At 45.8% G+C, this 12,917-nt stretch carries 13 protein-coding genes; 10 read left to right on the plus strand and 3 right to left on the minus strand.

All coding sequences use genetic code 11. The features are described 5' to 3' along the window. Window positions 1-9 precede the first annotated feature (9 nt). Entirely contained in the window at window positions 10-741 is a 732-nt protein-coding gene (locus tag EBB54_RS25240; protein WP_125129473.1) for a sensor histidine kinase, read from the minus strand. Between the two features lie 252 nt (window positions 742-993). Here EBB54_RS25240 and EBB54_RS25245 point away from each other — a divergent pair, with 252 nt between their 5' ends. Continuing rightward, the gene (locus EBB54_RS25245; RefSeq protein ID WP_125129474.1) at window positions 994-1,401 is read left to right on the plus strand and encodes an HIT family protein; all 408 of its coding nucleotides are present in this window, start codon (window positions 994-996) and stop codon (window positions 1,399-1,401) included. Window positions 1,402-1,418: 17 nt separating this feature from the next. Next, window positions 1,419-1,982: an RNA polymerase sigma factor gene (locus EBB54_RS25250; RefSeq protein WP_004081855.1), complete on the plus strand. Its 564-nt coding sequence runs from the start codon at window positions 1,419-1,421 to the stop codon at window positions 1,980-1,982. Between the two features lie 124 nt (window positions 1,983-2,106). Here EBB54_RS25250 and EBB54_RS25255 read toward each other — a convergent pair whose 3' ends face one another. Then, window positions 2,107-3,174 (minus strand): undecaprenyldiphospho-muramoylpentapeptide beta-N-acetylglucosaminyltransferase, encoded by a 1,068-nt coding sequence (locus tag EBB54_RS25255; RefSeq protein ID WP_125129475.1) that lies wholly within the window; start codon window positions 3,172-3,174, stop codon window positions 2,107-2,109. Window positions 3,175-3,574: 400 nt separating this feature from the next. On the opposite strand from EBB54_RS25255, the gene EBB54_RS25260 reads away from it, so the two are divergent. Both EBB54_RS25260 and EBB54_RS25265 read left to right on the plus strand, forming a co-directional pair. Further along, the gene (locus tag EBB54_RS25260; RefSeq protein ID WP_125129476.1) at window positions 3,575-4,636 is read left to right on the plus strand and encodes a DUF4367 domain-containing protein; all 1,062 of its coding nucleotides are present in this window, start codon (window positions 3,575-3,577) and stop codon (window positions 4,634-4,636) included. A gap of 63 nt (window positions 4,637-4,699) precedes the next feature. Next, window positions 4,700-5,206, plus strand: coding sequence for a DUF6147 family protein (locus tag EBB54_RS25265; RefSeq protein WP_125129477.1), 507 nt, complete (start codon window positions 4,700-4,702; stop codon window positions 5,204-5,206). Window positions 5,207-5,561: 355 nt separating this feature from the next. On the opposite strand, the gene EBB54_RS25270 is transcribed toward EBB54_RS25265, so the two are convergent. Then, entirely contained in the window at window positions 5,562-5,804 is a 243-nt protein-coding gene (locus EBB54_RS25270; protein WP_004081863.1) for a TIGR03905 family TSCPD domain-containing protein, read from the minus strand. A 95-nt stretch (window positions 5,805-5,899) separates the two neighbouring features. On the opposite strand from EBB54_RS25270, the gene EBB54_RS30455 reads away from it, so the two are divergent. From EBB54_RS30455 to EBB54_RS25295, 6 genes are all read left to right on the plus strand, one after another. Continuing rightward, entirely contained in the window at window positions 5,900-6,037 is a 138-nt protein-coding gene (locus EBB54_RS30455) for a hypothetical protein (RefSeq protein WP_162307200.1), read from the plus strand. Between the two features lie 195 nt (window positions 6,038-6,232). Beyond that, window positions 6,233-7,546, plus strand: a complete 1,314-nt coding sequence (locus EBB54_RS25275; protein ID WP_125129478.1) for a hypothetical protein — start codon at window positions 6,233-6,235, stop codon at window positions 7,544-7,546. After that, complete coding sequence (locus tag EBB54_RS25280) at window positions 7,533-9,152, plus strand: tetratricopeptide repeat protein (RefSeq protein WP_125129479.1); 1,620 nt, start codon at window positions 7,533-7,535, stop codon at window positions 9,150-9,152. The genes EBB54_RS25275 and EBB54_RS25280 overlap by 14 nt, the downstream gene beginning before the upstream one ends. Before the next feature lie 29 nt (window positions 9,153-9,181). Beyond that, window positions 9,182-10,276 carry a hypothetical protein gene (locus EBB54_RS25285; protein WP_125129480.1) on the plus strand — a complete coding sequence of 365 codons (1,095 nt, stop codon included), beginning with the start codon at window positions 9,182-9,184 and terminating at the stop codon, window positions 10,274-10,276. Continuing rightward, window positions 10,276-11,136 carry a TPM domain-containing protein gene (locus EBB54_RS25290; protein WP_162307201.1) on the plus strand — a complete coding sequence of 287 codons (861 nt, stop codon included), beginning with the start codon at window positions 10,276-10,278 and terminating at the stop codon, window positions 11,134-11,136. Before EBB54_RS25285 ends, EBB54_RS25290 begins: the two co-directional genes overlap by 1 nt. A 181-nt stretch (window positions 11,137-11,317) precedes the next feature. Next, complete coding sequence (locus tag EBB54_RS25295) at window positions 11,318-12,802, plus strand: SPFH domain-containing protein (RefSeq protein WP_125129482.1); 1,485 nt, start codon at window positions 11,318-11,320, stop codon at window positions 12,800-12,802. Window positions 12,803-12,917: the final 115 nt, after the last annotated feature.

The following is a 12,917-nucleotide window of genomic DNA, read 5'->3' on the forward strand; positions in this document are numbered from 1 at the left end:
CAGCAATATCTATATAGGAAGCTTTACGGTGAAAGCAGTACCGTTTCCTTCTTTGGAAGTTACGGAGATTGAACCGCCGTGTGCTTCTATGATTCGCTTGGACAGGGAAAGGCCCAGACCAGTACCGCCCTGTTTGTATGTTTTGAAAGGCTCGAAGATGGATTCCAAACGTTCGGAAGGGATTCCGCAGCCATTGTCTTTTACCTGTATGGACAGGATATCATTCTTCCGGCTGACAGAGAGCCGAATGCTGCCCTTATCTGAAATTGCTTCCTTTGCGTTTTTGAGGAGGTTCAGGAGAACTTCTTCAATCTTGATCTTATCGCCTGTAAATTTGCCGAGGCTGTCCGGGATGGAGGATGAAAATTCGATTTCGGACTCTTCTTCATCCAGCGAAATCGCAAAGGATATGGCAATATTTTTCAGAAGATGTTCGATGGAAAATACGGAGTAATGCAGGGTGTTTCCGTTGTTGAAGGTGGAAAGCTCTTCCAGAAGCTGGCGCATAAAATCAATATCATCCATAGTCTGCTTCCAGTGGGAAAACTCTTTTACCTCCGGATGCTGGACCTGAATGATCTGAAGAGCCGAGGATACAAGCGTCAGAGGGTTGCGGATCTCATGTGCGATGGTGGATACTGTAACCTGATGGTTTTCCAGCAGTTGGCTGATGATCTGCTTTGCTTCTTTATTTTCTTCCATCAGCCGATTCATTTTGTTAATATCAATATTGTGCATCATTGATCTGTTCCCTCCTGGTTTTTATTTGTAGTCTAACACGTCCGAAAGATGCATTCAATAAATTCAATATGACATTTTTCGACAGTTTTCCACTATTATAGTCTCTTGAAGGGAAAAAAGCAATTTATAAAAACATATGCAAAACATATTTTCAGGCATTTTGTAATTTTCATGTTCTCTTTTCAGTAAAAATGCGTTATACTACATACAATAACTGGCACACAGAAGAAAAGGAGAAAGAGGGCAAAAGTTATGAAAGATGAGAACTGTATTTTTTGTAAGATTGCAGCAGGCGAGATTCCGTCAGCTACATTGTATGAGGACGACGATTTTCGGGTGATCCTGGATATAAGTCCTGCATCCAAAGGGCATGCTTTAATCATTCCGAAGGAGCATTTTCGGAATCTGTATGACCTGTATGACGAACTTGCGTCAAAGGTTCTGGTGCTGGCAAGGAAGATGACGGTCAGGCTGAAGGAAATATTGGGGTGTGACGGTTATAATATTGTACAAAACAATGAAGAGGTGGCTGGACAGACAGTCTTCCATTTTCATATGCATATGATTCCCCGTTATCGGGGAGATAAAGTTGGGATTGGATGGCATATGGGGGAACTGAAAGAGAAAGATAAGGAAGAGATCCTGAACGGGTTAAAGTAATCACCGGAGAAAGAACATTGACTAAGAAGCTAGCATTTAATGAGATTTACAGCAACTATAAAAATCTTGTTCTGAAGGCAGCGCACATATATGTGGATGATCTGGACACGGCGGAAGATATTATGCAAGATACGTTTCTGGCATTGTACAGGGACATGACAGAAAAAGAGTTTGAAAGTGAGAAGGAATATTCCAATATCAAATCCTGGTTATACACCACTGCAAAGCATTTGGCTTTGAACTATGGCAAAAAAGCGGCACGGACAGTTTCGGCAGATGCATTGGAAGGAACCGATGCGGTAGAAGAGCCTTTTACTGAAAGTCTGGAATCAGAGTATCTTGGCAGGATAACGGAAGAGAAGCGCGCGGATCTGCATGAACGCATTTTCGCAGCATTGATGAAGAAGAACCCCAGATGGCATGAAGCTATTATGATGGTGGGATACCTGGAGATTCCGACAGCAGAGGCGGCCGAGAGACTTGGCATATCTGAAAATGCATTTTATGCGATGATGCACAGAGCAAGAAAATGGATCTACAAGAAGTTTGGCGTAGAGTATGAAGAGCTGAAACGACTTTGAAGATGCATCTGTGAAGATACTGAAGAGAAAAGAAAGCACATGCAAACCTGAGGTTGATGTGCTTTCTTGAAAGATTTGAACGGCGGTCTGCTTTTTGCTTGAGCAGCGGGAGGTGTTTACGCTGTCACGATTTACTTACTCCTTCAATTAATTGAATGATCGTGCGGATGGAATCCTGCTGGCCGGAGTTGTGCATGGCATCAATATAGGCCGTCCGGTCCTGATAAAGCTTATGGATCGAATCAAGGAGTGATTCTTTTGTGACATCCTCCTCTTCCAGGACGGTACTGAAGCCCTGGCGTTCAAAAGAGCGGGCATTTAAAATCTGGTCGCCCCGGCTTGCGTTTGCAGAGAGAGGAATGAGAAGATTCGGTTTTCTCAGTGCAAGAAGTTCGCAGATCGCATTGGCGCCGGCCCGGGAAATGACCAGGGTGGACATTGCAAAGATGTCGCGGAGCTCATTTTTTACATATTCAAACTGCTTGTAGCCTTTGGTATTGACCAGGGATTCATCCAGTTTTCCCTTTCCGCAGAGATGAACAACCTGGAAGTCTTCCAGAAGTTCCGGAAGGGCGGCGCGGACCGCGGTATTCACGGCAACGGAACCAAGGCTTCCACCGATCACAAGGATCACGGGCTTATCAGCAGAAAAACCGCACATTTCCATTGCGGCGATCTTATTGCCTGATAACAATTCCTGGCGGATGGGAGAACCGGTAAGAATCGCTTTTTCTTTCGGAAGATTCTCCAGAGTCTCCGGGAAATTGCAGCAAACCTTTGTCGCGGAAGGGATCGCAAGCTTGTTGGCAAGACCGGGAGTCATGTCGGATTCGTGGATGATGACCGGTACCTTTGCCCGCTTTCCGGCGAGGACTACAGGGACAGAGACAAAACCGCCTTTCGAAAAGATAACATCGGGCTTTAGTTCCCGAACCAGCTTTTTCGCTTCACCCAGACCTTTTAAGACACGGAATGGGTCGGTAAAATTCTGAAGACTGAAGTAGCGGCGGAGCTTCCCGGAAGAGATTCCGTGGTAGGGAATGTGAAAGGCTTCGATCAGTTCCTTTTCGATGCCGGTGTAGGAGCCGATATATTGGATATCATAACCGAGCTCCTGCAGTCGGGGGATCAAGGCAATATTGGGAGTGACATGCCCGGCGGTGCCTCCGCCGGTGAGTATGATTCGTTTCATAAAAAACCTCCAGATGAAAAATATTCCGTCACAGGTATACGGCTCATGGCCGATCATCCGCAAAACATATTTATTAGATAACTGTTAAGCGCTGCGATATATCCGGTGGTTGAAAAAAACCGAATATATACTATAGATTCATATTAAACTTATTTAAAGAAAAGTCAAGTAAAAAGTAATTATGAGCTGCTGTCGAAGGTTACGATTGCTGCAGGTCACTACACTAGGTGTACCTGTAACTTACTGTGAATAGTAACTGTCGAAGTGCTTTTCGATTAACAGGCAGCAAAGTTCGATCCTAAACGGATATGGGGAGGATATTTTTGTCCGAAACGGGGATTAGAGCCCAGGTGTGTTTTAGAAAATGAACGATGAATAAAATAATATAAGGGGCAGAAGAATGCAAAAACAGAATGAGTCATCAATAACACTATCATTACACCAGGAAATAGAACGAGAAGTACGAGAGATAGAAAAAGAAATGGAACGGCATCCGGAACTTGATGAGCTCAAGGTGACAGAAGAGATGGACAGAGCCCTTCTGGAAGAAATCCAGGCATATGAAGCAGAGATGGAAGAGAGAAGACTGTTCGCTGAAAAAGCGGATGAGGATGTTCGGAGCTTGGAGGAGCGTTCCGAGGGAAGCGGGAACCCCGGCAACGCGGATAGACATAGCGGAGAAAATGTATCCGGTAGGTCTGGTGAGTTCAGGAAGGCAGAAGATTCCGTGGAATTTTCTGCGGAACTTATGCCAGATCTGGCGAAATTGTCCCGGATCTCCCGGGGAACTGTAGGAGACGATGGGAAAGGGCGGAAGTATACTGGATTTGGTGAAGAAGGGGTGAGAGAGGAAAAAGAGGGAAAGGTATGCTATCGGCGGAAGAAGAGAAAATACTGGGTGGTTTCTCTGGTGGCGGTGCTTGTGATTGTATTGGGAGTTGGTGTGAATAGTGTGGGGAGTAAGCCGTATTGGAAGACACTGTGGGACAGATTACTGGGAACGGACCCTGTGAAAATTATGAACGTCGAAGATATGGAAATACAAGAGACAGAAGATGGTGATGAATTAACGGCATATAAAGAGATAAAAGAAAAACTAAATATACAACCGGTAAGAATGTTTTACAAACCGAATGGCATGAAGCTATCGGATTATAAAATTTATGAAGAAATGTTAATGGTTAGGTTAGTATATAAGTATCAGGATGAGATTATCAGATATATACTATATGTGAATGATGCGGATTCGTCTTGGGGAGAAAAAGAAGAGGACCTTAAAGTAGAGGAATACCAGATTTTTGTAAATGAAATAGAAATTAGTGTGGAAGAGTATCAAGTTCCTAATAATTTAATAAATCGACAGGTAGCTAACTTTGAATATCAAGGGGTTCATTATCAGCTAACTGGAGTAATGGAAAAGTCAGAATTTAAAAAAATTTTGGAAAATTTCTATTTTTTTTAAAAAAGGTGTAAGATTTTTGGATTTGGGTTGTTTACTTAATAAAGAAAGAGAGTATTGTTTGATATGAAGAGAAAAATTGTAGTTATGGCATGCTTTATTTTTGCCTTATGTGGTATGCTCTTAACTATACCAATAAATGTAGACGCAGAAGAGGTTGTGAAGGAGGAAAAAATAATAGATGGTTCTTACCTTACATTTGAAGATTATTCCTATGGTACAACTGTAAACCCGACGCTTAGGGGTGAACATTTAATGACCGGAGATAGTATTATAACGAAGACTGGAATCGGGAAGATTTATACATATGGTGAAACAACGGCAAATCATGATGTGGATTTCGTAGCTGTATTGGTATATGTTGATAGATATGATGAATCTGACGGATTATGGGGGCAGATAGATGCACATGTTAAAGATGCTCGTGATACATATTATGCCATTTCAACGAAAACCTTAAAGGTAGATAGAGGATATTTCTATCGGGTGCATTGTGATCACTTTGCAGGAAACGATGATGAAGAATTTTACGATGAAGCAATTTCTGCAACCGATGGAATCTGGATTCCATAACCCCTGCTAATTCACCAGCACCTTTTGAGCAATGAGAGCAGCCACCGTGTTGTATTTTTGCAGAGTAACCCATTAACTTTAAAATAAAATAAGAAAGAGAATAGGTTTGCCTGTACCATAGAAGCGCCACTAACTTAAATGCGATACATAGCGGTGGCTGCTCTCATTGCTCAAGGGGATATGTAGTTATTACAAAACAGAAAAGTGCGCTGATGCGCACAGCGGTCATCAGGCGGATACTGGTGGAACAAAATCTTATAAAACCAAATTGGAAATAAAATCTAAAGGCATTCAATACAGAAAACCTGCCGCCGGCAGCTTTTCTGCATACAATGGGTTCAAAAGCAGCCGGAAATTATTTTCCGGTTGCTTCTTTTAACGCTTTTGCAAGCTGATCCGGGCAGGATGTGGATTTGTAGCCACAGTGGATTCCTTCAATACGGGAGATCGCTTCGTCTACGTCCATGCCTTCAACCAGGCGGGAGATTCCCTGCAGATTCCCACTGCATCCGCCGACGAAATCCACGTTTCGTATTATATTGTTCTCAATATCAAACTGAATCAACTTCGAACACACTCCCTGGGGTTTGAACTGCATATCTTTCATCCTCCTTTATATTCAATCATTTTAGTGTCCGCTCATGCGGATTAGATAAAAAGTACCATGACCCTATTATAACAGATATTTTCTGTTTGAAAAGTCTAAAAAATTTTTACGGCAAAAAAACTGATTTTGGTGGTTACTGTTCACACGGTGTCGTGCACCTGCTGCACGGCATCCGCCCTATCACACTGGCCCGGCAGCAAAAGAAAAATGTTTTGCTATTGTAAAGTGCATCATATATAATGATATTAATATAATGCATTATTCATGACAATTTTACGTTGACGGTTAAAGGCAATGAATTTGCTATTCAGCCGGGATATGTATGAAACCATTAGCTTAAGGATTAGACCCGCTGATATAGCGTAGATTTGTGCAGGCTTTCTGTATGGATAGGCTGTGAGAACAGGAGGAATTGGAGAATGAAATATGCGGATCGTATTTCAGAAATGATAAATGCATTTTCACCGGAACCGCTGAAGGCGGAGCAAATGGAGCAGTTTTACTACAGTGATACGATGGAGTACCGTATGAGCGACAAATATAGCTCTCCCATCGAGGATATTTTTGACGCATGCCAGGAACCGGGAGGGCATAATGCGTTTTTGCTGCTTGGACACAGGGGATGCGGCAAAAGTACGGAGCTGAACCGGATGTCTGCGGAATTTGCGGGAAAAGGTTATCAGGTGAGGACGATTACATGCAGTATGGATTTGGATTTATTTAATATCGTGTATTCGGATCTGTTTATTTTGATGGGAGAAGCGCTGTTGAAAATCGCGGAAGAATCCGGATGCAGTATCAATATGGAAATTCTGGATGATATTATGAACTTTTGGGATGAAGGGGTGGAAACCGTGATGTCTCAGGAGGTGGAAACGGCATCTCTGGAGACAGGGATATCTGCGGAAACACCGGGGATTCTGACAAAACTTCTAAAACTGTTTGCAAAAATTAAAGCGGATTTGAAATTTAATGAGGAGATAAGAAGGGAGTACCGGAAAAAAATAAGTGTGCGTTCCAGTGAGTGGGTCAGGCTGCTAAGCCATGTGTCAGCGGAAATTGCAGAAAAGGCGGAGGGAAAATGGCCGATCATCATTTTTGAGGATCTGGATAAACTAAACCCGGAGGATGCCTGGAAGATTTTTTATAATTATGCAGCGATTTTGTCCGGCATGCCTTTTCCGGTAATCTATACATTTCCGATCGGACTTTCTTATGATACCAGATTTTCAGCAATGGAAAGTTATTTTGTTACAAAAACACTGCCTATGATTAAGATTGAAACGCTTGATGGAGAACTATTTCATGATGGAATCGACGTGATACGGGAAATTGTGAAAAGAAGGGCGGATTTGAAGCTGTTTGAAAAGAAGGTACTGGAGCATTTGATCCAATATACCGGAGGCTCTCTGCGTGATCTGTTCCATGCGGTCAATGCATCGTCAAAAAGGGCCGAACGCAGGGAAAGCGATGCTATTTCCATGGAAGATGCCGAGCGGGCGTTGGAAGAACTGAAAACGTCTTTGACCAGACGGATTGAGAAAAGGGATTATTCATTTTTGCTGAATATTTATGAGGGCAGTAAAGAGATGATTGAGGATAAGGAGATGCTGCTGAAAATGCTTCAGGCATCGGTTGTGCTCGAGTATAATGGAACCCGCTGGCATAATGTCCATCCTCTGGTAGTGCGTTTTTTTAAAGAGCAGGGGTTGATTCAGGATGTCAGAAAGTAAACAGGATGGATTTAAGACGTTGGGATGGATCTTGAACAAATCTGAATCGGGGCTGTTTCTGGCAGTTGCAGGAGAAAAACAGCAAACGGAGATCAGAGAGGTTTATCAGGCGGGGCGGGTGGGGATCTATGACTATAGACAGCATCCGGAAAGATATGCATTCCAAAGGCTGAATGAATGGTTTGATTCTTTGCCGACGGGTCGGACATTTTTGATTTTCAATTTTCAATTTGCGGTTCAGGGCCCGGAGGACTTGAAACGTTTAAATTTCAGCCGTGATATGCTGGCCGGACTGGGGAAAAATCTGATTTTCTTTACGACTGGCTATGGGGATGAACAATTATCCCGCGGGGCCTACGATTTTTATTCATTTATAAAAATAAAAATTATTTTCCCGGAACATGAAATGCCCATGAAGCAGGAACCGCTTGATAACAGTGAGAAATTATTGCTTCGCGCAGAGAAAATCCGAAAAGAGTTGTTTGGGGAGGATCATCCGCAGACAGGAAAGGCTTATTATGAGCTGGCCTGCATGTATCAGAAGAAAGGAATCTATACAAACGCTGAGAAATTTTATAAAAGAGCATTGGATATACGGAAAACAGTATTTGGAGAAAATCATCCGGACACTGCGGCCTGCTGTGCCGGTTTGGCTTTTGTATTTGGCAGGGAAGGAAAATATAGGGATTCGGAAGAATTGTATAAACGTGCTCTTGCCGTATATGAAATTGTGCCGGGGGAGGAGTGTCGGGATCTGGTGAAAGCCTATAAAGGTCTATGCTGTATATACAACAGGCAGGGACGATTTAAAGAATCGGAAGAACTGCTGAGAAAGGCTGTATCTGTGCAGGAGAAATATCTGGGAGAGAGGCACCTGGATACGTTGAAGAGCTATTGCGATCTTGCATCCGTATGCGATAAAACGGGCAAATATGCAGAAGCTGAAGAGTTCTATCAGAAAGCGCTGTCTGCAGGCGAAGAAGTCCTTGGAGAGGGATCTGCAATTATGGCAAAATGTTATTGCGGCCTTGCCGATGTATATGAAGGGCAGGAACAATATCAGACAGCGGAAGAATTTTATAAAAAGGCGTTTGAGATTGAGGAAAAGGCGCTGCCGGAAAATTATGTGGACAGAAGAAAATGCTGCAGCAGTCTGGCGCAAATGTACAAAAAGCAGGGAAGATATCAGGAAGCAGAAAAATTTTATAAAAAAATCGTGGAAATAGATGAAAATTCAGTGGGCAAAAATGACATGGCAACGGCAGGGAGTTATTATGATCTGGCGCATATATATGAAAAGCAGGGATTGTACACTGAGGCCGAGGAGTGGTACAGAAAGGCATTGAACTTCAGCGAAAGCGTATCAGGGGAATATGATCCGTTTACCATATCCATCTATCATAACCTTGCTGCTGTGTGTACGGAATTGGGAAAATATACCGAAGCAGAAAGATTGTTTGAAAAATTACTGCCTTTGTGTGAAAAGATATTCGGTGAAGCGCACGATTTGACTGCAGCCTCTTACAGGCTTCTGTTTCGTTTATATGACAGGACAGGAAAGCCCGAAGAAGTAAAAAGGATTTCTGAAAGAATAAACATAAAATAAACATAAAATCAAAGAAAAAGGAGAAAAATATGGATTTTGTACAATATAAGTGCCCCTGCTGCGGGGCAGCGCTCCAGTTTTCGCCGGGGACGCAAAAGCTCTCCTGCGCAAGCTGCGGCAATGAGTATGAGCTTGAGACGCTTCGGAAATTTGAGCAGGAGGAGCAGAGGGAAAAAGGGAGAGATCGTGAACAGGAGCTGAACTGGGAATATCAGAAGGAGGCCCAGGGGGCCAGGCGGACGGCTGAAGGGCTGTATATCTGTCCGTCCTGCGGGGCGGAGATCGAGGCGGATGAGAACACGGTGAGTACGACCTGCCCTTATTGCGACAACGTGGTCGTGATACGGGCGGCGGCATCAGGGGCGTATGAACCGGACGTGATGATCCCGTTTCAGATCAAGGGAGATCAGGCGAAGCAGATGCTGGAGAATTTCTGCAGGGGAAAGCGCCTGCTTCCGAGAAATTTCCGGGATAGGAGTTATTTGAAAAATCTGAAAGGGTACTATGTTCCGTACTGGCTGTTTGACTGCGATGCAAGCGCGGAGATGAGCTTCAATGCGACCCGGACCCGTGCGTGGAGTGATTCGGAATATGATTATCTGGAGACTTCCTATTATCTGGTGAACCGGGCAGGGGGAATGGAGTTTTATCATGTGCCGGTGGACGGAAGCAAGGAGATGGACGACGATACCACGGAATCCATTGAGCCGTTTGACTATGGCGCGCTGACGGAATTTAATCCGGCATATCTGGCGGGTTATGAGACGGATAAATATGATGTGGATGCGAAATCCGCCGAGGGAAGGGCGAAGGAACGGCTTTACCAGAGCGCGGAGCAGGTGCTGCGCAGCACGGTCAATGGGTATAACACGGTGACGGTGAAGCATCGGTATCTGAACGCAAAAAATGGGAAGGTGCATTATGCTCTGCTTCCGGTCTGGATGTTCGAGACGGTTTATAATGGAAAGAAGTACCAGTTTGCGATAAACGGGCAGACGGGAAAGATGGTAGGGGAACTGCCTGTGGATCAAGGGGCGTTCTGGAAATATTTATGCGGATTTACGGCGGTCGGAACGGTGGTATGTTCGATCCTTGGAATTTTATTGTTCGGGGGTGTGCTGTGATGAAACGATATCATGAGAATGAAACGGGAATAGAGAGGGGAACTGTGGGAAAAATCGGAAGAAAATGGTGTAAGGCTGCGGTGATTCTGCTGGTAAGCCTGATTTGCCTGAATGCAGGCAGCATTCTTGCGGCCGGTGCGGAAACGCAGTTTGACGGCTGGGTGCAGGACGATGCGGGGCTTTTGGCTGCAGATGAAGAAGAGGCATTGGAGACGGAGTGCCGGCGGCTGTTTCAAACGTATGGCACAGGGGTATACATTGTAACGACCCCCAATTTTGGCGGGGGTGATATCAAGGACTGGCAGAGAAGGATATTTTCCCAATATGACCTGGGAGCGGACAGCGCGGGCAGCGGTGTGATGCTGGCGATCAGCATGGCGGAGCGTGACTGGGGGCTGGTCGGATTTGGCTCGGCGCAGGAAGCATTTTCTACATATGCAAGGGAAAGGCTGGGCAGTCTGATTCTGGACGATCTGTCGGACGGAGAGTTCTACGAGGCGTTTTCCGGATATCTGTCGATCGCGGATGATTATCTGAAGGCCGCGGAAAATGGAAAGCCCTATACGGAACAGCACCGATATCGGGAAGGCTGGCGGTTTCCGGTTATTTTCGGAGTGTCATTTTTGCTGTCGTTGGGAATATCCGTGGCTGTTGTGATGGTCTGGAAGAAGGGGATGAATACCAGAGTGCGCCAAAATGGGGCTATGGAATATCTGAAGTCCGGGAGCTTTTATCTGTCGAACCAGTCGGATTTATTCCTGTATCATACGGTCAGCCGGACGAAGCGGCCGAAAAATAATTCTTCCGGCGGAAGCGGAAGTATGCGCTCGGACAGTTCGGGGACGAGCGGGAAATTTTAAAGGATTAAAGAAGCAAAAAAAATTCGACAGGATTACAGAGTGGAGAAAATCAACAGATTTACGAAGCAGAAAAATTCAAAGTTTTACAAAATGTAGATAATTTAACAGTTTTATGAAGCAGAAAATTCCATACAATTTGCGAAGCAGAAAAATATAACGGATTTGCGGAAAGGAGAACATTATGGGATTAATAAGAGCAGCATCGAATGCGGTCAGAGGAACACTTGCGGATCAGTGGAAGGAATATTTTTACTGTGATGCCCTGGATGCGGATGTGTTGGTGGCGAGAGGCGTGCGGAATGTGTCGGGGCGTTCTTCCAACAGAAAGGGCGACGACAATATCATTACCGACGGTTCCCACATAGCGGTGGCAGACGGACAGTGTATGATCATCGTGGAGGACGGCCGGGTGATGGACGCCTGTGCGGAGCCGGGGGCTTACACTTACGATATGGGCAGCAGCCCTTCGGTGTTTGGCGGTTCTTTGATGGAAGGGCTGAAAGGGATCGCCAGGGAAGCCTGGGAGCGTTTTCAGTTCGGCGGGGGCGCAGGGAAAAACCAGCGGATCTATTATGTGAACATTAAGGAAATTCCGGGAAATAAATATGGCACGCCGAATCCGGTGCCCTTCCGTGTGGTGGACCGCAACATCGGTCTGGACGTGGATATTTCCATCCGATGCAACGGGGAGTATTCTTACCGGATCGTGAATCCCATGGCGTTTTATGCAAATGTGTGCGGAAATGTCGGAAATGTGTATACCAGGGATCAGATTGATTCCATGCTGAAATCGGAGCTTTTGACCGCTCTGCAGCCTGCGTTTGCGAGAATTTCGGAGATGGGTATCCGCTACAGCGCCCTGCCGGGGCATACGATGGAGCTGTCGGATGCGCTGAATGAAGTGCTGTCTAAGAAATGGACGGATCTTCGGGGGATACAGATCTACTCCTTTGGAATGAACAGTGTGACTGCATCCAAAGAGGATGAGGATATGATCAAACAGCTTCAGAAATCTGCGGTTATGCGCGATCCTGGGATGGCTGCGGCAACACTGGCCGGGGCTCAGGCGGACGCCATGCGTACCGCCGCGGCAAATTCTGCCGGCGCAATGACCGGATTCATGGGAATGGGGATGGCGCAGCAGGCCGGCGGCGCTGGACTTCAGGGGCTGTACGAGATGGGAAGGCAGGCGCAGGGCACATATGCAGGCCAGCCCGGGCAGCCGCAGCCCGGCGGGGCATATGCAGGCCAGCCCAGCCAGCCGCAGCCTGGAGGTGCATACAGAGGACAATCGGGTTTGCAGCAAAACGGTATGTATGCGGGCCAAGCGAATCAGCAGCAGGGCGGTGCATATGCAGCCCAGCCGAACCAAAAGCACCAGGGTTCCGAGCCATCCGGCTGGGCCTGCACCTGCGGGAAAGCCGGGAATACCGGGAAATTCTGTACGGAATGCGGAGCGCCGAAACCGGCGGCAGAGGGCTGGACCTGTACCTGCGGCGCGGTCAATAAAGGGAAATTCTGCTCCGAGTGCGGCAAGCCGAAGCCGGCGGAAGCTTTGCTATACAAATGTGACAAATGCGGATGGGAGCCGGAGGACCCGGCAAAGCCGCCCAAGTTCTGCCCGGAATGCGGAGATCCATTTGATGACGGAGACATCAAAGCATAAAAATATTCCACCTGTTGTGCGGTTCCAATGAATTTGCCCAGGCCGTTTCCACAATGTATACCCAAGGGCACCCCATCATAGCCATACGGCCATTTCTCAATGCTTTGGTGCGATA

The organism is Schaedlerella arabinosiphila, assembly GCF_003885045.1.
Classification (GTDB): domain Bacteria; phylum Bacillota; class Clostridia; order Lachnospirales; family Lachnospiraceae; genus Schaedlerella; species Schaedlerella arabinosiphila.